At 65.3% G+C, this 19,696-nt stretch carries 17 protein-coding genes; 9 read left to right on the top strand and 8 right to left on the bottom strand.

Annotated elements, in window-relative coordinates; translation table 11 throughout:
- Nucleotides 1–30: 30 nt before the first annotated feature.
- From ACUN9Y_RS03845 to ACUN9Y_RS03820, 6 genes are all read left to right on the top strand, one after another.
- The gene (locus tag ACUN9Y_RS03845; protein WP_445459357.1) at nt 31–882 is read left to right on the top strand and encodes an SDR family oxidoreductase; all 852 of its coding nucleotides are present in this window, start codon (nt 31–33) and stop codon (nt 880–882) included.
- Complete coding sequence (locus tag ACUN9Y_RS03840) at nt 879–2,057, top strand: phytanoyl-CoA dioxygenase family protein (protein ID WP_445459356.1); 1,179 nt, start codon at nt 879–881, stop codon at nt 2,055–2,057. Before ACUN9Y_RS03845 ends, ACUN9Y_RS03840 begins: the two co-directional genes overlap by 4 nt.
- Before the next feature lie 116 nt (nt 2,058–2,173).
- The gene (locus ACUN9Y_RS03835; RefSeq protein ID WP_445459355.1) at nt 2,174–3,148 is read left to right on the top strand and encodes a sugar ABC transporter substrate-binding protein; all 975 of its coding nucleotides are present in this window, start codon (nt 2,174–2,176) and stop codon (nt 3,146–3,148) included.
- Nucleotides 3,149–3,256: 108 nt separating this feature from the next.
- Nucleotides 3,257–4,222 (top strand): sugar phosphate isomerase/epimerase family protein, encoded by a 966-nt coding sequence (locus tag ACUN9Y_RS03830; protein WP_445459354.1) that lies wholly within the window; start codon nt 3,257–3,259, stop codon nt 4,220–4,222.
- Nucleotides 4,223–4,293: 71 nt separating this feature from the next.
- A complete protein-coding gene (locus ACUN9Y_RS03825; protein WP_445459353.1) occupies nt 4,294–5,478 on the top strand; it encodes a Gfo/Idh/MocA family protein in 1,185 nt (394 codons plus the stop codon).
- Between the two features lie 12 nt (nt 5,479–5,490).
- Complete coding sequence (locus tag ACUN9Y_RS03820; RefSeq protein WP_445459352.1) at nt 5,491–6,498, top strand: Gfo/Idh/MocA family protein; 1,008 nt, start codon at nt 5,491–5,493, stop codon at nt 6,496–6,498.
- Between the two features lie 81 nt (nt 6,499–6,579).
- On the opposite strand, the gene ACUN9Y_RS03815 is transcribed toward ACUN9Y_RS03820, so the two are convergent.
- Nucleotides 6,580–7,332, bottom strand: a complete 753-nt coding sequence (locus ACUN9Y_RS03815; protein ID WP_445459351.1) for a sulfite exporter TauE/SafE family protein — start codon at nt 7,330–7,332, stop codon at nt 6,580–6,582.
- 134 nt (nt 7,333–7,466) lie between these two features.
- On the bottom strand, nt 7,467–8,468 hold the full coding sequence (gene gap, locus ACUN9Y_RS03810) for a type I glyceraldehyde-3-phosphate dehydrogenase (protein WP_445459350.1): 1,002 nt from the start codon (nt 8,466–8,468) through the stop codon (nt 7,467–7,469).
- Between the two features lie 348 nt (nt 8,469–8,816).
- On the opposite strand from gap, the gene ACUN9Y_RS03805 reads away from it, so the two are divergent.
- Complete coding sequence (locus tag ACUN9Y_RS03805; protein WP_445459349.1) at nt 8,817–9,293, top strand: methylglyoxal synthase; 477 nt, start codon at nt 8,817–8,819, stop codon at nt 9,291–9,293.
- Between the two features lie 28 nt (nt 9,294–9,321).
- Nucleotides 9,322–11,004, top strand: a complete 1,683-nt coding sequence (gene pgi / locus ACUN9Y_RS03800) for a glucose-6-phosphate isomerase (RefSeq protein ID WP_445459348.1) — start codon at nt 9,322–9,324, stop codon at nt 11,002–11,004.
- Between the two features lie 134 nt (nt 11,005–11,138).
- Here pgi and ACUN9Y_RS03795 read toward each other — a convergent pair whose 3' ends face one another.
- Entirely contained in the window at nt 11,139–11,531 is a 393-nt protein-coding gene (locus ACUN9Y_RS03795; protein WP_445459347.1) for a fluoride efflux transporter FluC, read from the bottom strand.
- Between the two features lie 67 nt (nt 11,532–11,598).
- Entirely contained in the window at nt 11,599–11,976 is a 378-nt protein-coding gene (locus ACUN9Y_RS03790) for a fluoride efflux transporter FluC (RefSeq protein WP_445459346.1), read from the bottom strand.
- A 262-nt stretch (nt 11,977–12,238) separates the two neighbouring features.
- Here ACUN9Y_RS03790 and ACUN9Y_RS03785 point away from each other — a divergent pair, with 262 nt between their 5' ends.
- Nucleotides 12,239–14,632 (top strand): mechanosensitive ion channel domain-containing protein, encoded by a 2,394-nt coding sequence (locus tag ACUN9Y_RS03785; RefSeq protein WP_445459345.1) that lies wholly within the window; start codon nt 12,239–12,241, stop codon nt 14,630–14,632.
- Nucleotides 14,633–15,010: 378 nt separating this feature from the next.
- Here the strand turns inward: ACUN9Y_RS03785 and ACUN9Y_RS03780 are convergent, their stop codons facing one another.
- From ACUN9Y_RS03780 to hemC, 4 genes are read right to left on the bottom strand one after another with little or no spacing between them, the layout of a single operon-like run.
- Nucleotides 15,011–16,237: a heme biosynthesis HemY N-terminal domain-containing protein gene (locus ACUN9Y_RS03780; protein WP_445459344.1), complete on the bottom strand. Its 1,227-nt coding sequence runs from the start codon at nt 16,235–16,237 to the stop codon at nt 15,011–15,013.
- Complete coding sequence (locus ACUN9Y_RS03775) at nt 16,234–17,940, bottom strand: uroporphyrinogen-III C-methyltransferase (protein ID WP_445459343.1); 1,707 nt, start codon at nt 17,938–17,940, stop codon at nt 16,234–16,236. The genes ACUN9Y_RS03780 and ACUN9Y_RS03775 overlap by 4 nt, the downstream gene beginning before the upstream one ends.
- Before the next feature lie 25 nt (nt 17,941–17,965).
- On the bottom strand, nt 17,966–18,733 hold the full coding sequence (locus tag ACUN9Y_RS03770; RefSeq protein WP_445459342.1) for a uroporphyrinogen-III synthase: 768 nt from the start codon (nt 18,731–18,733) through the stop codon (nt 17,966–17,968).
- A complete protein-coding gene (gene hemC / locus ACUN9Y_RS03765) occupies nt 18,733–19,665 on the bottom strand; it encodes a hydroxymethylbilane synthase (protein ID WP_445459484.1) in 933 nt (310 codons plus the stop codon). The genes ACUN9Y_RS03770 and hemC overlap by 1 nt, the downstream gene beginning before the upstream one ends.
- Between the last annotated feature and the right edge of the window lie 31 nt (nt 19,666–19,696).

Raw genomic sequence — 19,696 nt, 5'->3', positions numbered from 1 at the left:
CCGCCATCACCGACAAGAGGGAAACAGACGATGCCAGCGAATCCCCCACTCAAGGGCCAGGTCGCCATCGTGACAGGGTCCACCCAGGGCCTCGGCGAAGCCGTCGCCCGCCATCTGCTCGGGCTCGGCCTGCGCGGCCTGGTGCTGTGCGGACGCCAGGCCGATAGAGGCGAAGCGCTGGCGGCCGAGCTCGATAGCCAAGGACAAGCGCATGTACTGTTCGCCGCGACCGACCTGACTCAGGTGGCCGATGGCAGGCGCCTGGTGGCCCTCGCCGACGAGGTCTTCGGTGGCGTCGACATCCTTATCAACTGCGCCGGCAATACCGAGCGCGGCACCCTGCTTAACACCGACGAAGCGGCCTACGACCGACTCTTCGACGTCAACACCAAGGCGCCATTCTTCCTGATGCAGGAAGCCGCCAAGCGCATGATTCGCGACGGCAGTGCGGGCCGCATGGTCAATGTGCTGAGTATGTCCGGTCACGGCGGCCAGCCCTTTATCTGTGCCTACAGCGGCAGCAAGGGGGCGCTAGCTACCCTGACCCGCAACGCCGCCTACTCGCTGCTGCGCAACCGCATCCGCGTCAACGGACTCAACATCGGCTGGATGAACACCCCAGGCGAGCACCGCATCCAGACCGACACCCACGGCGCTGCAGACGGTTGGCTCGAGGCCGCGGCCAGTTCCCAACCGATGGGCCGTCTGCTGGAGCCCGAAGAGGTCGCCCGGGCCATCGAGTTTCTGGTCACCGATGCCTCGGGAATGATGAGCGGCGCCATCATCGATCTGGATCAGAGCGTGCTCGGCTGCCACGACGCCGCGCCCCAGCCGCCGGCGCCGATGACGCTCGGCGCGACAGGCGAAGAGACGAGTCGATGACCGCCATCCGTCACTTTCCCACCCGCGCCGACCTGGACCCTGGCGCCTTCGAGGCCCTGGTCAAGACGCCCACTCGGGCCGAGGATTGGCCCCTGGCCGAGCGCGTCGAGGCCGGGATTCCGATCTATGCGGCGGCCTGTGCTCGAGATTGCCTTGAACGCGACGACAGCGAGACCAACGCGCGCCGCCGCGCCCTGCTCGAAGAGTGGCATCACTGCCTGGCACAAGGGCCCGGTGTGCTGGCGATCACGGGCATGGTGGAAGGCGCCGTGGTGGACCGCGCCACCGAGACCTTTCTGGCCTTGATCGAGGCCGAGCGCGGCATCGGCCAGCGCGGCGATCATTTCGCCGCGGCCGGCGCCAACGACCGGCTGTGGAACGCCTTCCAAAAGCATGGGGAAGCCGATCCAGACGGCTTCGTCTGCTACTACGCCAACCCGGTGCTCGCCCTGGTGGCCAAGGCCTGGCTCGGCCCGGGGTATCAGCTCACCTCCCAGGTCAACGTGGTCAAGCCCGGCGGTCGCGCCCAGCTCCCGCATCGCGACTATCACCTGGGGTTTCTGAGCGAGGCCCAGGCGCTGGACTATCCGCTTGGCCAGCAAGTGGCCTCGCAGTACCTGACCCTGCAAGGCGCCGTCGCCCACGATGATATGCCACTCGAGAGCGGCCCGACGCAGTTGCTGCCGCATTCTCAGCGCTATGCCGAAGGCTACCTGGCCTACCGCGATCCTGCCTTTCAAGAGGTCTTTGCCCGCCATCGGGTGCAGCTTCCGCTGGCCAAGGGCGATGGCCTGTTCTTCAACCCGGCGCTGTTCCACGCCGCCGGCGACAACGACAGTCAACACCGGCGGCGCATGGCCAACTTGCTGCAGATCTCCTCGGCCTTCGGCCGCGCCATGGAGAGCGTCGACAACGCGCGCCTGATTCGCAAGTGCTATGCGGCCCTGACGACGAGGTTTCAGCGCGGCGGCTGGACGCCTCAGACCCACGCCTGCGTCGATGCGCTGGCGGAAAGCTATCCGTTTCCGGCGAATCTGGACCGCACTGCGCCGCGCGCTGGCGGGCTGGCGCCGGAAAGCCAACGCGAGCTACTCGCCCGGGCGCTGACGGAGGCCTGGCCCGAGACCCAGCTACACGACGCCTTAGCCTGCCTGGCCAGGGCGCGATGCGCCTGACAGCGCCGCCCGGCGTTGGCCGAATTGAGCGTACCAGCAACACCAGCAACACCAGCAACAACGATAACGACAACAGCCAAGCAAGACGTACCGCTCTCAATAACAAGGAGTCCGCCATGAGCCCTCTGAAGCCCTTCACTCGCCGTTTTTCCACCACCATCACCGCAGGCCTGCTCGCCGGTGCCGTGACGCTGGTCACCGGCCAGACGGCGCTAGCCCAGGACGACGACCCACTGGAATTCGTCGCCATTACCCATATCGTCGCCGCCGACCCCTTCGGCAATGTGCTGAAGCGCGGCTTTGAGGACGCCGCCGAGGAGATGGGCGTCAAACTGCTCTACAACTCCCCGGCCCAGTACGACACCTCACAGATGCTCAGGATGATCGAGCAAGCCATCGCCACCCAGCCCGACGGCCTGGCGTTGACCATGCCCGATGCCAGCGCCTTCGCCAAGCCGGTGCGTGACGCCATCGCCGCCGGCATCCCGGTGGTAGTGCTCAACACCGGTGAAGAAATTGCCGGCGAGATCGGCGCACTCAACTATGTCGGCCAGAGCGAGTATCGCGCCGGCCAACTCGCCGGTGAGCGCATGAAGGAGGCCGGCGTGACAAAGCCCATCTGCATCAACTTCGCTCCCGGCCAGTCGCAACTCGACGCTCGCTGCCAGGGCTTCACCGACGCCTTCGATGGCGCCGCCACCCAGCTTTCCACCACCCAGGACCCTACCTCCATCACCAATGCAGTGCTCGCTCACCTGAACAGCAACCCCGATACCGACGGCGTCTTGAGCCTCGGCTCGCTGGCGACCGTGCCCCTGATCAACGAGTTTCGTGATCAGGGCGCCATGGGCAAGATTGCCTTCGCCACCTTCGATCTCGCCCCCGAGTCGCTGGAGGCGGTCAAGAACGGCGAAATGCTCTTCGCCATGGATCAGCAGCAGTACCTGCAAGGCTACCTGCCGATCGTCTCGCTGGCGCTGTATAACCGCTACGGCCTGAGGCCCACCACCAATATCCAGACCGGGCCGAACTTTATCACCCAAGAAAACGCCGAGCAGGTGATCGAACTGACCAGGCAAGGCTATCGCTAAGCATCGCGCGCGACACTCGCGGCGCGAGTGCCTGCACGCCGAAGTGAACACGCCTTATCGCCCAGCGCCCGGCTCCTGTGGCCGGGCGCTAAGGTCACGGGAGCCCGCATGAAGATAGGAATCGTCACCGACAGCCTGGCATCGCTGAGCCTGGACGAGGTCATCGCCCTCAGCGCAGAGCTCGGCATCGAGTGCCTGGAGTTTTCCATCGGCAACTGGTCTGATTCGCCCCATCTGGATGCCACTGGGCTTCTCCGCAGCAGCGTCGAGCGCCGCGAGCTAAAGGCCCGTATGGACGACCATGGACTCATCATCTCGGCGTTCAACGCCAACGGCAATTCGCTGCACCCGACCGACGGCCAACGCCAGGACGCCGTGGTGCGCCAAGCCATCGCGTTGTCACGCCACTTCGAGGTGCCCCAGGTCAACCTGATGTCGGGGCTGCCGGGAGGAGGGCCAGGCGACCATTGTCCTAACTGGGTGACCGCCGCCTGGCCGCCGGAAACGGCGCACATGCTCGACTACCAGTGGAATGACGTGGCGCTACCCTACTGGCGGGATCTGGCCGAGCACGCCCGGGCCGAGGGCATCACACAGCTGTGCCTTGAGATGCACGGCAATCAGCTGGTCTACAACCTGCCGAGCTTCCTGCGCCTGCACGGCGAGATCGGCGACATCGTCGGGCTCAATCTGGATCCCAGCCACCTGTTGTGGATGGGCGCCGACCCCATCGAGATCGTGAAGCGCTACGCCCGTCACATCTACCACGTCCACGCCAAGGACACCGCGATCAATCCGGCGCGCATCGGCCTGACCTCGCGCCTGGACACGCAGCCCATGGGCGATTTGTGCCAGCGCGGCTGGTCCTACGTCACCCTCGGTTACGGACAGGACAGCCGTTGGTGGAAGGCATTCTGCTATTGGCTGCAGGCCGGTGGCTATCAGAAGGGTGTGCTGAGCATCGAGCACGAAGACCTCAATCTATCGCGCCGCGAGGGCGTCGTTCGCTCGGTGGCATTGCTCAAGGAATGCATGCCCACCGAGGCCCCGGACTACGAGTTGCCTGGCGCATAACCGCGAGCCTCTAGGCGTCGACACACCAGGGCTCGGCAACGCCAGCCAAACACCAGCAAAGAGAGATCGTCATGCCCAAGACACTCAAGGTAGGCCTGATCGGCAGCGGCTTCATGGGACAGGCCCATGCCGACGCCTACCGCCGCGCCCGTATCCTCTACCACGACCTGCCACTCATACCGCGCCTGTACGCTATAGCCGACCTTGGCGAGGCCGCCGCAGAGGCGGCAAGATCACGCCTGGATTTCGAGCGGGGCTACGGCGACTGGCGCGAGCTCGTCGCCGACCCCGAGGTCGAGGTGGTCGACATCACCTCGCCCAACGCCCTGCACTTCGAGATGGTCATGGCCGCCATCGCGCACGGCAAGCACGTCTACTGCGAGAAACCGCTGGCCATGGACGACGACCAGGCGGCGAGAATGCACGAGGCGGCCCTGGCCCGCGGCGTGAAGACCATGGTCGCCTTCAACAACACCAAGACCCCGGCGGCCCTGCTCGCTCGGCAGTTGATCGATGACGGCGCCATCGGCACCCCGGTGCGCTTTCGTGGCACCTTCGATCAGGGTTTCTTCACCGACCCCTACCTGCCCTGGTCGTGGCGTTGCTCCCGGGAACAGGCCGGCACCGGCTCGCTTGGCGACCTCGGTGCCCACACCATCAGCGTGGCCCAGTTTTTGATGGGCGATATCACCAAGGTCTGCGCCCAGAGCCAGGTCCTGTTCAAGGACCGCCCGGTGGCGGGCGTCGGCAGCGGCTATTCCACCAAGGCAAGCGTCGATGCGAAGCGGCGCACGGTGGAAAATGACGACCAGACCCAGGCGCTAGTCGGCTTCGCCTCGGGGGCCGCCGGGGTGATCGAAAGCTCGCGCATCTGCGCCGGCAAGGTCTTCGGCATGACCTGGGAAGTCTCCGGCACCGAAGGAACGCTCTACAACGACGGTGAGCGCTTCAATGAGCTCAAGCTCTTCCGCCTCGGCGACGCGCCCGCCGACCGCGGCTTCAAAACTCTGCTGGCCGGCTCCCAGGTGCCTCAGTTTCGCGCCTTCTTTCCCTTCGACTATGGCGGCGGCGGCATCGGCTACTTCGACGTCAAGGTGATCGAGATCCACGATCTTATCCAAGGGATCGCCGGTCGTGAGGGCTGCACCCCCGACTTCGCCTTCGGCCGTCACAATCAGAACATCATCACCGCCATCGACACCTCGTGCCGCGAATGCCGCTGGGTCACGGTGGCGCCAACCAGCGCCAATCACTGACGGAGAGACCCGATGAATCACCTACCGGTACGCTGGGGCATTCTGTCCACCGCCAATATCGCCCGCACCAAGCTGATTCCCGCCATGGACGCGAGCCCATGCGCCATCGCCCATGCCGTCGGCTCGCGCAGTCTCGCCTCGGCCCAGGCGTTCGCCGACGAACTCGGTATTCCGCGGGCCTATGCCAGCTATGACGAGGTGCTCGACGATCCCGCGATCGAGGCGGTCTATATTCCCGTGCCCAACCACCTCCACGTGGCGCTGGCCCAGAAGGCGCTCGACAAGGGCAAGCACGTGCTGTGTGAAAAGCCGCTGGCCCTGACCGCCGACGAAGCCCGCACCCTGAGAGTCCCGGCGGGGCTGATCTTCTGTGAAGCCTTCATGGTGCGCCACCAGCCGCGCTGGCTGGCGCTCAGGCAACGGCTCGAGGCAGGAGAGATCGGCGACGTGCTCGCGATTCAGGCGATGCTGTCGTTCAGCCTGGACACCCCGGGCGATATTCGTCTGCGACCGGAATTCGGTGGCGGCGCCCTCTACGATCTGGGCTGCTACGCCATCATGGCCACCCGCTTCGCCTTCGGCGACGAGCCTCGGCGCGTGCTCGCGCACTTGAGCCGCGACCCCGAACACGGCGTGGACACCCGCGCCAGCGTGATCCTGGACTACGGCGAGGGTCGCCACGCAACGGTCATGGTCTCCACCGCCATGCGCGCCACCCAGCACCTGCACATCGCCGGCAGCGAAGGCTCATTGGACCTGCCACTGCCCTTCGTCCCCGCCGAGGGAGCGCGCAGTCGCTGGTACAAGGACCACGCCACCGCCCTCGACGCCTGCACCCCCGAAAGCGAGACCTTTGCGCCGGTGGATCAGTACGAGCAGGAAATCACGCGTATGTCCCGGGCCATTCGCGGCGAGGACGTCGCGCTATTCGGCCTTGACGACGCCATCGCCAACATGAGCGTGCTGGACGCCGTCTTCGCCTCGGCCTCAAGCGGCACCTGGGCCGAGGTCGTCCGCTAGACGCGAACGCCACACGGCCATCGGCCATCGGCCATCGGCCATCGAGCGGACCAGGGCAAGGCTCACGCGGCACGGCGAATCCTAGAGGCTGTACCCCAGCGCCTTGAGAATCAGCTGCACGCCGACGATGGCCATGGCCAGCACCACCAGGCGGTAGAAGAGCCGCTCGTTAACCCGGTGCTGCAGCCAGAGTCCGCTCTTGATACCGAACCAGGCCACCGGCACCAGCGCCAGCGACGCCCAGATGCTGGTCAGGTTGATCTCGCCAAGCCATATATAGGGCGGCAGCTTCATCGCGTTGACCGAGGCGAAGACCAGGGTGGTGGTGGCGATGAAGGTGGCCTTGGGCAGGCGGCGTGGCACCAGATACAGGTTCATCGGCGGCGCACCGGCGTGGGCGATGAAGCTGGTGATACCGGTTGCGATTCCGGCCGGCCAGGCCCAGACGGGGTGGATCGGCTTCGACGCCGAGGGTTTGATGATCATGTAGGCGACGAATGCCAGCGAGATGATCCCCAAAAGCAGGCGCACGTGGTTCTCGTCGAGGCTGCCGGCGACCAGGGTGGCCACCACCACCCCTATCGCGAGTCCAGGCACCAGGCGCTTCACCTCGGCGATGTCGTGGTGGCCCCACCAGGCCTTCACCGCCATCACGTCCATCACCAGCAACAGCGGCAGCAGCAGGCCCGCCGCCGCGATGGGATCGATGGCCAGCGCCATCAGTGGCACCGACAGCGTGCCAAAGCCACCGGCAAAGCCGCCCTTGGAGACTCCGGTGAGGTAGGTCGAGAGGATGATCAGGGCCCAGGCGAGCCAGGAATAGTCGGGCAGCATGGCGGTCCTTGCGCGCGAAGACGCCGAAGCAGTGATTGCTTCGGCGTCTGTACTGTTGGTCGAGGCGACGATTCACCCCGACCCTCAGGGTGCCACACCAGGCCCGCCGAAGGCAGCGGGCAGGTGCGTTTTACTTACTTGGCGGCCTGCATGGCCAGGGCGGTATCGAGCATGCGGTTGGAGAAGCCCCACTCATTGTCATACCAGGCCATGATCTTGACCAGGCGGCCGTTGACGCGAGTATGGTTGGCATCGAAGGTCGACGAGTTGGCGTCGTGGTTGAAGTCGATGGACACCAGCGGCTGGGCATTCACCGCCAGCACCGGAGACGACTCCGCGGCCTTGGCCACGATCGCGTTGATCTCGTCCTTGGTAGTATCGCGGGATGCGGTGAACACCAGGTCGACCAGGGACACGTTGATCACCGGCACGCGCACCGCCAGGCCATCGAACTTGCCGGCCAGTTCCGGCAGCACCTTGCCCACCGCGGCGGCCGCACCGGTCTTGGTCGGAATCATCGAGTGGGTGGCACTGCGCGCCCGGTAAGGATCCTTGTGGTACACGTCCGACAGGTTCTGATCGTTGGTGTAGGCGTGGATCGTGGTCATCAGACCGTTCTCGATACCGACGGCGTCGTTCAGTGCCTTGGCCACCGGGGCCAGGCAGTTGGTGGTGCACGAGGCATTGGAAACGACAGTATCCTTGGCCGTCAGCACCTGCTCGTTGACGCCAAAGACCACCGTGGCATCGCAGTCGGGGCTCGGCGCGGAGATCAGTACCCGGCCGGCGCCGGCCTCAAGGTGCTTGCCGGCATCGGCTCGCTTGACGAACAACCCCGTGCACTCCATCACGAGATCCACGCCGAGCGTCTTCCAGGGCAGGCTGGCGGGGTCGCGCTCGGACAGGATCGCGATGCGATCACCATCGACGCTGAGACTCTCCTCGTCGTGTTCTACCTTGAAGGGAAAGTGGCCGTGAACGGTGTCGTGACGCAGCAGATGGGCGTTGAGCGTCGGATCACCCAGGTCATTGATGGCAACCACTTCGACCTTGCCGCGATAGTCGTTCTCGTAAAGTGCGCGCAACACGTTGCGACCAATGCGTCCGAATCCGTTGATGGCAATCTTGAGCGTCATGGCGAGGAATCCCCCAAATCGATGAACGGTATTCTGGCGTCGACGAGTGGCGGGCTCGAGAAGGCTCCCCAGCCCCCGCGAAGGCGTCGGCTAATGGCCACCAATGTGGTACATCCCGGCCTCGGGCTCAAGTGTTATTTTGGTAAACTTACAACATTAGTTGCCGGCGCTTTTACCAAGATATGCTTATATGCACATAAAAACGAAGACTTAGCCGTAACTCTATCGCCAAGGACCGCCGCCTTATCCCTTAGTCGAACCTCGCTACCGTAGTAATATTACCTTCAAAATACTAAGGTGGCATCATCCTCGGTGACTCCATTCACCGCCCAAGCCCGGAGGCTCGCCATGACCGCCACTCACCCCGCCAAGGACGCGCGCCGGACCCTGCCGGCACGCAAGCGCATCGCCCTGGTCGCCCATGACGGCAAGAAGCCCGAGATGATGGCCTGGGCCGACCGCTGGCGCGAGACGCTGGCCCGCCATCAGCTTCTCGGCACCGGCACCACGGCGGCGCGCCTAGGCAAGGCTCTGGGGCTCGAAGTGGAAGGCCTGATGAGCGGGCCTCTCGGCGGCGATCAACAGATCGGGGCGCGTATCACCGAACAGCGCCTGGACCTGCTGGTGTTCTTCTGGGACCCCTTCTCGCCCCAGCCGCACGATCCGGACGTCAAGGCGCTGCTGCGCCTGGCGGCGCTATGGAACATTCCGGTCGCCTGCAACCCGGCCAGCGCAGATTTCATGATGAGTTCTCCCCTGCTCGACCAGGACTACGAGATGGACATCCCCGACGCCGGCGCCTGGATCTCTTCGCGCAGCGACTGATTTCATCGACACCAATGAGGACACCCCCGTGTTTCAGCTGACTCGCAGTGTGACCTGGCAATCCCTGACGCGGCTTTACGAGCAGACCGCCGACGATCGCATCCGCGACTACTTCACCCGTGACCCCCAGCGCTTCGAGAAGATGAGTCTGCGAGTCGGCGGGCTGTTCCTCGACTATTCCAAGCACCAGATCTCCGATGAAGTGCTCGACAAGCTGCTCGAGCTCGCCGACCACTCGGCCCTGGTGCAGCGCCGTGCCCAGATGTTCTCCGGCGATATCATCAATGTCACCGAGAACCGTCCGGTGCTGCATACCGCCCTGCGTAACCTGGGCGATACGCCGGTGATGGTCGACGGCGAGGATGTGATGCCGGAGATCCACAGCACCCGCGAGCAGATTCGGCGGTTCTCGGATGCCGTGCGCAGCGGCGAGTGGAAGGGCTTCAGCGGCCAGCGTATCCGTGACGTGGTCAACATCGGCATCGGTGGCTCCGACCTGGGGCCCAACATGGCCTGCCGAGCCCTGCTCAAGCAGCGCCACGCCGATATCAACTTCCACTTCGTTTCCAACGTCGATGGCGCCCATATCCAGAAGGTCCTGAGACGCCTGGACCCGGCCACGACGCTGTTCATCGTCTCGACCAAGACCTTCTCGACCCAGGAGACCCTGCTCAACGCCCGCACCGCTCGGCGCTGGTTCCTGGAGCAGGCCGGTGACGACGCCGACATAGGCGCTCACTTCGTCGCCGCCTCCACCAACCGCAAGGCGGCGATGGAATTCGGCATCCGCGAGGAGAACGTGTTCGAGTTCTGGGCCTGGGTCGGCGGACGCTACTCCATGTGGTCCTCTATCGGCCTGCCCATTGCCCTGGCCATCGGCTTCGAGGGTTTTATCGAGATGCTGCAGGGCGCCTGGGAGATGGACCAGCACTTCTTGAACGCCCCTCTGGCCGAGAACATGCCGGTGCTGATGGCCCTGATCGGCATCTGGTACATCAACTTCGTCGGCGCTGAGACCCAGGCCATCGTGCCCTACGACCAGGCCCTGCATCAGTTGCCGGCCTTCCTCCAGCAACTGGACATGGAGTCCAACGGCAAGTCGGTGGATATCTTCGGTCGCCCGGTCGACTACAAGACCGGCCCGATCGTGTGGGGCCAGACCGGCTCCAATGGTCAGCACGCCTTCTTCCAGTTACTGCACCAGGGCACTCGCTATGTGCCCATCGACTTCATCGCCTCGCTCAAGCCCGAGCCCGGCGTCGAGGATCACCACTTCGCCCTGCTGACCAATATGCTGGCCCAGGCCAATGCCTTCATGGAGGGCAGCCAGCAGGGCGGCGACCTGGACCCCTATAGCTGTCCGGGCAATCGCCCATCCAGCGTGCTGCTGCTCGACGAATTGACGCCTGGCAACCTCGGCGCGCTGATCGCCCTCTACGAGCACAAGGTGTTCGTCCAAGGGGTGATCTGGAACATCAACTCCTTCGACCAGTGGGGCGTGCAGCTTGGCAAGCGCATCGCCGGCGAGATCAGCGAGCGCATCGATGAACACAGCCAGGACTTCGATGCCTCGACCCAGGGCCTGCTGGGGCTGGTTCGCGGGCACTTCGAGCCGGAGAACAAGAGTACCGCCAAGGCAAAGGAAAAGACGACCGAACCGGCCGCTACACCAAAATCGACCAAAACGAGCAAGACCAGGAACCACCGCTGACACCAGCGGAACTGTTCCCGCTTCTTACCTGTCAACGATCAGGGCCACCCGTGGGTGGCCCTGCTGTTTTTTGCGCCGCAGCTCCGACACGCACGACAGGCACGACGCCGGAACACCACAACGCCATCACCGGCTCAGGTCAGCGCTCGACGGGCCCCGCGGTCGCCCCACCAGGCCGCAACGAGCCACGCCGGCACGCTGATCAAGACGTACCAGGCGGCGAGTAGCGGGCGGCCATCGGCGACGAAGGTCACCGCCTCGAGGCTAAACAGGGAAAAGGTGGTAAAACCGCCGCAGAAACCGGCGACAAGAAACGGCTGCAGCCGCGCTAGACGGCCACACTCACGCAAGCTGGCGTGCACTGCGAAACGGGCGATTAGCCACGAGCCAAGCACGTTGACCAAGAGCGTTGCCCAGGGAAAGGAGGTCGTCTCGAACGCCATGAACAACCAACCGACCAGCAGCCGGCACACGGACCCCAGCGCGCTGCCGGCGCCCACAGCCAGGTACAAGCGCCACGTGCTCATCGGTCACCTCTGCGATGCCAGGCGCCCCGCCAACGGCGGCTCACACAAGCACCTTGGCCACGGCGGCTCATGCTGGCGCCCCGACCATGGCGCCGAGGCCCGCCGCCGCGAGGCCAAGGCCAAGCGTCACCGTCACGTTAGTGGCGGCGGCGAGCATGCGGCCCTCGCGAAGCAGGTCGAGGGTCTGCAGGCTGAACGAGGATACGGTGGTAAAGCCGCCCAGCACGCCGACGAGCAGCAACGGCGCCAGGGCCGACGAACCGGCGGACAACACCGCCGCCAGCCAGCCGATGGCGAAGGCTCCCAGCAGATTGGCGCCCAGGGTGCCCCAGGGGAAGCGGCTGCCGAAACGACTCGCCGCAGCGCGACTGACGAACAGCCGCCCCATGCCGCCCAGGCCACCGCCCAGCGCTACCAGAACCACCGTGAGCCACCCCTGGAGCATCGTCTTTCCGTTATTGAGGGAAGGACATCCATGGTAAGCGCTGATGCGGAGAAAAAAAACGCCGCCCCGGAGGAGGGGCGGCGCAATTGCATGCTTACCTAGCAGGGATGGAGCTCGATGAGCTTCGCCGCCAATATGGCACAAGCGCCGCATACTGTACAAGGTTTGCATAGGGGTAATGGCCACACCCCACCACGACCATGTTAGCCTGATCACCACCTCTCACCGACCAGGCCCACGACACAAGGAGATTTCGGAAGTGATGCCATCACGACTCTGTGCACTGCTGATGGGGGTGCTGATGTTCGCCGTCATGGCGATCGCCACACCGGCCATGGCTCAGCAGGCCGAAAGCGGCGGTGACGGCCCCGCCTACTCGACCCTGGCCGACCTGCTGGAAAACGAGCAGGCACGCGCCAAGCTGATCGAACAACTGCGCCAGCTCGCCGAGGCCCCCGCCGATGCGGCTGCCGGAGCGGCTAGCGATGCCTCCGGCGCTGCGAGCCAGGCCGCCAACGCCGCTGGCGGCGAAGCCACCCTGCCCAAGCAGCTGGCCGACATGACCAGCCGCGTGGTCAGCGAGTTCGGCGACCAGTTCGATAACCTGGCCACCATCCTCGTCTCCCTGGTCGATGGGTCGGTCGCAGACGAGGGGCTGAACTTCGGGCTCTTTACCGAGGCGGCGATCAACCTCGGCCTGGTGATCCTGGCCACCTTCGCCCTGTTCATCGTGGTGCGACGCCTGGTAAGGCCGCTGTTTACTCGCTTGAGCCAGTGGTCGCTCAACGGGCAAAACCTCAACCCCACGATTCGACTGGTGCTGTGTGTCATGCTTGCCGTACTGGTCGATGCACTGGTGGTGGGCCTGGCCTACGTCGGCGGTAACCTGGCCGCCACCTTCGCCATCGGCGAGACCGGCAGCCTGTCGACTCGTGCTTCGCTGTTCCTCAACGCCTTCCTGGTCATCGAACTGCTCAAGGCCGCGGTGCGCATGCTGTTCGCCTCGCGCTACGAAGGCTTGCGCCTTTTACCCATCGGCGCTGCCAGTGCCTCCTACTGGAACCGCTGGATCGCCCGCCTGATCGGGCTCACCGGCTACGGCCTGATGGCCGTCGTGCCGCTGGTCAATACCTATCTGTCGCCTCGCCTGGGCGAGGGCATCGGCGCTCTCATCATGATCAGTGCCTATCTGTACGCCGTCACGGTGGTGCTGGTGAATCGGTCCAAACTGCGCGACGCGCTGCTCGACAAGGCGCGTAGCGCCAGCTTGTCGGCCTCGCGGGTGGCCATGCGCCTGCTGGCCCGGACCTGGCACCTGCTGGCCATCGTCTACTTCTCGGTCGTGCTGGTGCTGACCCTGGCCCGCCCCGAGGATGCCCTGCCCTTCGTACTCTTCGCGACCCTCAAGACACTGGGCATCGTGCTCGCCGGCATGCTCCTGTCGCGCCTGCTGGTGCAGGCCATCGGCCGCCGTATCAGTCTGTCCGACGACCTGCGCCGCAAGCTGCCCCTGCTCGAATCGCGGCTCAACTCCTACATCCCCAACATCCTTCGCGCGATCAACATCTTGATCCTGATCGTCGCCGTGATGATGGTCTTCAACGCCTGGGGCGTGTTCGACCTCGCCGCCTGGTATGCCTCGGCGGCAGGCCGCCTGCTGGTCGGGCAGGTCGCCAGCGTCGCCTTTATCCTGATCGTCGCGGCGGCGGTGTGGATTGGCCTGGCCAGCCTCATCGAACACAAGCTCAACCCATCCACCGGCAGGGGTCAGCCCTCTGCCCGGGCGCAAACACTGCTGTCGTTGTTCCGTAATGCCCTGGCCATCGCCCTGGTCACCATGACCGCGATGATCGTGCTGTCCGAGATCGGCATCAATATCGGACCGCTGATCGCCGGTGCCGGTGTCCTTGGCCTGGCCATCGGTTTCGGTGCCCAGAAACTGGTGCAGGACATCATCACCGGCATCTTCATCCAGATCGAGAACGCCATGAACACCGGCGACGTCGTCACGGTAGGCGGTATCACCGGCACCGCGGAGAAACTCAGCATCCGCTCGGTGGGCATCCGGGATCTGCACGGCACCTACCACCTGGTGCCCTTCTCGAGCGTCGACCTGGTCTCCAACTATATGCGCGACTGGGCCTTCCACGTCGGCGAATACGGCATCGCCTACCGCGAGAGCATCGATGAGGCCATCACCGCCTTGCGCAATGCCTTCGACGAGCTGGCCACAGATGAGGCCCATAAGGCCAACATCCTGGAGCCCCTCGAGGTGGCCGGTGTCATCGCCCTGGCCGACAGCTCGGTCAATATTCGCGTGCGCATCAAGACCACACCGGGCAACCAGTGGGCCGTGGGTCGCGCCTACAACCGCCTGGTCAAGTTGCATCTGGACGAGGCCGGCATCGAGATTCCCTTCCCCCACACCACGCTGTTTTTCGGCGAGGACAAGAAGGGGCGGGCGCCGGCGGCCAACCTGCGCCTCATGGACAAGGATGGCGGCACCGTCGCCAGGAAAGAAAGCCGCGCCCCTGCCGCCGGTGAAGATGGCAGCGTGGAGTCGCCCAACACCCACGAGGCACCGGCTAGTGCCGATACCAATGCCAAGTACCGCGGCGACTACGATCCCGACCCGGACGCCGGCGAACAAACCTGAGCCGGCACCCTCGCCCTTCCCGGCGGAGCGACGCATTCTTCTGGCGGCCTACGGGCCGCCTTTTTCATGCCCGGCCATGAGTGACTGGCCTCGCGTCAGGCGCTCGGCTCACTGGCTCGGCTCGCTTACTCGATTCCCCGTCCACGACGTCGCTGGGTGGGCCGGGCCATGACGACGAGGCCATGACGACGAGGCGATGCCGACCAAGCCAGTCCAGGCCTGCCACGAAGACGGATGGGGGGGGCGCATCTGGCGTGCCAAGCGGTGCCTCCCGCAGAACAGGGCCCGCGTCGTCCACCAACGGAAACGCCGCGGGCGAGGCCTTGGCCCCGCCCGCGGCGGTCATACTGCAGTGCTCAACGCTGTCGCCAGGCTATTTCAGCTTTGCTGCGCGTCGCTCGGCTGGGGCAGCGACGGCAGGGACTTGTCGAGCAACTCGACGCTCTGGCGATAGTACAGCTGGCTCTTGTTGTGCTCGCCAAGATTGGCGTAGAGCCGCGCCAGCTCCGCGCAGACCACGCCGCTTGGACGCTGGCGCTGGCTGGCTTCGAAGTATTCCTGGGCCTTGCCCCAGTAGGCGTTGCGCAGTGCCAGTCGCCCCAGGGTCAACAACAGGTCCGGATCATTGGGGCGTTCCTGAAGCCATTTCTCGGCCGTGACCAGCTGGCGCGAGGCATCCACGCCAAGCAGGCCGTAACGCAGCACCAGGCGGCTATCCCAATGGTCCTTCAGCGAATGGCGCAGCAGGCGCTCGGCGATGACCTGTTGATCGCCGCGTACCAGTGCCTCGGCATACAACACGATCAGATCAACATTGGCGCGCAGATGCTCCGGCATATCGGCCCACAGGTTGCGCACCCGGTCCACGTCCTCGGGGTTGCGCGTCTCCTGCAGGATGAGTTCGCGATAGGCCTGGAACTCGAGCTGTTCTCGCTCCTCGCGAGAAATCAGCTGCTGATCGCCCAGTCGCGGCAGGAGCCGACGCAGTCCGTCCCAGTCGCTGACACTGATATAGGCCGCCTTGAGCTGCTTGAGGACCTGGGGATGGCGCGGCAGGTGACGATCGAGACGGGTCAGGATGGCCAACGCTTCTTCGTACTGCTGGCGATCCAGCATCAGCTGGGCCTGCATCATGCCCACCGCAGGGTCAGCGCCTTCGGTGGACAGGTGCGCACGCTTGAGCAGGGTATCGGCCTGCTCGTAGCGGCCCTGGTAGTGGGCCGCCAGGGCGGCAGACAGATAGTTGACCAGCGGTGTGCTGGAGTCGTCGGCAGCCTTCACCAGCGCTTTCTCGGCACGCTTCCAGCGACCCTCGGCCAACGCTACCAGGCCACGTACGGTGCGCTTCATGGCGGCACGATTGCGCGCTCGCGTGTTCCACACCTTGAAGCGGCTGACCGGCCGGGTCAGGCGCATCGCCACGCGCAGCGCGAAGTGCAGGACCAGGAAGACCGCCAGCAAGATGACCAGGCCAAACCAGAACGAGGTCTGGAAAGAGGTTTCACCGACCCGCACCAGCCAGTAGCCGGGCACCGACAGAATCAGCTGGCCGAACAGCGCCCCGAGCGCGAGGCCCAGGACAATGAGCAGGAGCAGCTTTCTCATGCATCACCTCCCTGGCCGGCACCAGCGCCGGATTCGAAGCGCTGCTTGATGAAGCTTGCCAGGGCCTGCTGGGAGGCGCTGATATCGGGCAGATCCGGATGGATCGACTCGCCCTTGAGTTCCTCCAGGCGAGCGATGACGCCTTGCACCGCGTCGTCGTCCAGGTCGTAGTAGCCATTGAGCAGCGTGACTGCCTTGTCGAGGCTCGCCTCGTACAGGCTCTGCTCTTCTTTCAACAGCGCGAGCTGCGATTGCTCGAGCACCAGACGCAGGCTCTGGCGCAGGTAGGACTCCTGCTCCGGCGTCATCAAGGCCTCGAGGGCCTGATCGTGATGGCGAACCACGACCAGTTCCTTGAGCTCCTCGCCAACCTTCGCCAACTGCTCCTGCCAGGCACCCGTGGGGGCCTCTTCGATGGTGGCATTGGCAGTGAGCTCATCGATGTCCTGAGCCAGCGGCAGCCCGGCGATCTGCTCCTGCTGACCGTTCAACGCCAGGTACAAGCCAGTGCGATCGACGCTGGGCACCGACTGCAGCGCCGCGAGTTCCTCGGCAATGGCGCGGCGCACCGGTACCAGGGCGGGGTTGTCGGCCTCGAGCAGGCGAGCATCGGCGGTGCGCAGCAACGCGACGGCACCGTCGACGTCGCGCTCGAGCTGCAAGCGCTGGTTGGCCAAGCGCAGCAGATAGGCCGCCTCGGCGTGGAGCCAGTCACGCTCGTCGGTGCTCTGCTCCTTGGACAGTTCGGTCAGCACCCGGTCCAGGGTCTGATTGACCTCACCCTTGTAGTCGTTGAAGTCGCTCTTGATGCCATCGACCGCCTGACTCATGGTGTCGCGACGCTCGTTCAGGCCGCTTTCGAGCTGGCTGGAGAGTTGCTCGAGCTGGGCCACATCCGGGGTGTTCTGCTTGAGCTGGTCCAGGCGTGCGTTCAGTGCCTGCTGGACCTGCCAGCCCTTCCAGCCGATGAAGCCAAGGCCGGCAATCACCAGCAGGACCAGCACCAGGGCGATGACGCCGGCCTTGCCACCGCCGCTGCCATCGGAACCGGAACCGGTGCGCCCAGCCGATGCACCGGCGCCGCCCGAGGACGGGGCCGGCTTGGACTGAGCGGACGCGCCCCCCGACGACGCCTTGGACGTCGCGGCGCCGGAGGATGCCGGTTTGCCGGCGGCGCCCTTCTTGGTGGCATTGCTGGCCTTGGAGGCATCACCGGCAGAGGGGGTGGTGGAGGCGCTATTACCCGCCGCGCCACCGTCAGCCTTGGGTGCCCCGCCGGCGGCCTTGGAGCCGGCAGCAGCCGTGGTATCCGTCGCAGTTCCTGCCTTGTCCTTGGCCGCATCCCCCCGGGATGCGCTGCTTGCGGGGGGCGAAGCGCCGGCGCCGGTACTCCCCGTCGCCGAGGACCTGGCCGGCTCGGCCTGCGATGCCGCGCTGGACTGAGCAGCGGTCGACGGCTTCCCGGCGCCTTTGGCCGGCGTACCGTCGGCGCCAGCGCTATCGCTACTGGATGAGGAACCTGCCGCCGCAGCGGTGCTTGCCGACGCGGCCTTGTCGCGCCGCCGCGAGCGACGCTGCGCGCCCTTCTTGGCGGGCTCGCCACCGCCCTGAGCGTCCTTGCCCGCGGCCGGCCCGCCAGCGCCCCCCTGGGTGGCGCTGGACGCGGTCTGCTGTTCGTCCTGATCGTTATGTTGGTTGCTCATCTGTCGCTAGCCCTTTTCGAGATCGTCATTCGGCATCCTTCGGGTCGCAGGTCCTTGCCACCGCCGCGGCCAGCGCTGCGGGGGAAGCACCCGACGCAACGACCGGGACGCGAAACCCCAGCTTGCTGGCCAGTGTAGCCAACCGCTGGCTCGATACGACAAGCGGTTGGTGCAAAGCGGCCTCTGTACACCATCTTGCCAGATGTTCGAGGATTTCTCCGCTACTGACCACCAACGCGCCATAGTGCGCCTGTTGCAGCACTTGCGCGTTGACCGGCGACAGCGATAACAACCGCCGCCGGTATACCTCCAGGCGCGTGACACGAGCGCCGCGCGCCGCCAAGCCGTCGCCCAGCAAGGCCCGCCCGCCTTGGCCGGCGACCAGCAGCACCCGCTGGTGGTCGAGTTTCTGCAGCGACCCCAGTGCCAGCAAGGCCTCGGTGGTCTCTTCTCCCGCGCCCAACGGCGGCACCCTGACGCGCACCCCCAACGCCTGATAAAGCACACTGGCAGTCGCCTGCCCCACCGCGTACAGGGTGAGCCCCTGGGGTAGCTGCGGCCAGAACCGGTCGAGGGCCTCGATCAAGCCCTCTGCCGCGGCGGGGCTGATCACCACCACCTTGTGAAACTGGTCGATGTTGAGCCAGGCAAACCGCGCATCCGGGGTGTCGGCCAGAAACTCCTGTGCCATGGCGTCGATGCGATGGACCACGAACCCCTCGGCCTCGATGGCACTTGCCAACGCTGCGGCCCGCTCACCCGGACGCGTAATCACGATCGGCAGACGAGACATCAGCGCGTGCCGTAGACCTCGGCCAGAATCTCCCCGGCGCCTTGGGCAAGCAGGTCCTCGGCGACACGGATGCCCAGCGCTTCGGGCTCGTCCACCGAGCCCCGTCCCTCGGCACGCAGCACCCGGGTCCCTTCCGGGTTACCCACCAGCGCGCGCAGCCACAGGGTACGACCGTCGTCATCGAAGACGGCGTGGCCACCGATCGGCACCTGACAGCCGCCCTCGAGACGGGTGTTCATGGCTCGCTCGGCGCGCACGCGGGTGGCGGTATCGGGGTCGTCGAGCGGCGTCAGCAGCGACACCAGTTCGGCATCGTGCATGCGACACTCGATGCCCAGCGCGCCCTGACCACAGGCCGGCAGGCACACTTCCGGCGGCAACTCCTGGGCGATACGTTCGCCTAGCCCCAGGCGCTTCAACCCCGATGTCGCCAGTAGAATGGCATCGAAATCCCCAGCGTCGAGCTTGGCCAGGCGCGTCTGCACGTTACCGCGCAGGCTGATCACCTCAAGATCCGGGCGGGCTTCACGCATCTGCAGGCCGCGGCGCAGGCTCGATGTCCCAATCCTGGCGCCTTCAGGCAATTGATCCAGGCTGGTGTACTGATTGGACACGAACGCATCGGTAGGCTCGGCACCGGCCAGGATCACCGACAGCCCCAGGCTCTCCGGAAAGTGCATCGGCACGTCCTTCATCGAGTGCACCGCGATGTCGGCACGGCCATCGAGCATCGCTTCTTCGAGCTCCTTGACGAACAAGCCCTTGCCACCGACCTTGGCCAACGGCGTATCGAGGATCTTGTCGCCACGGGTCGACATGGCCACCAGCTCGACCTCAAGCCCCGGGTGGATCGCCATCAGGCGGTCGCGCACATGTTCGGCCTGCCACATGGCCAACTGGCTCTTGCGCGTCGCGATTCTCAGCGTGGACATCTCTTGCACGTCATTCTCCCTGGTCGAGTGC

This window comes from Halomonas sp. V046, from assembly GCF_052645355.1.
The sequence above is the reverse complement of the archived record's forward strand: the minus strand, read 5'-3'. Positions and strand labels throughout refer to the sequence as shown.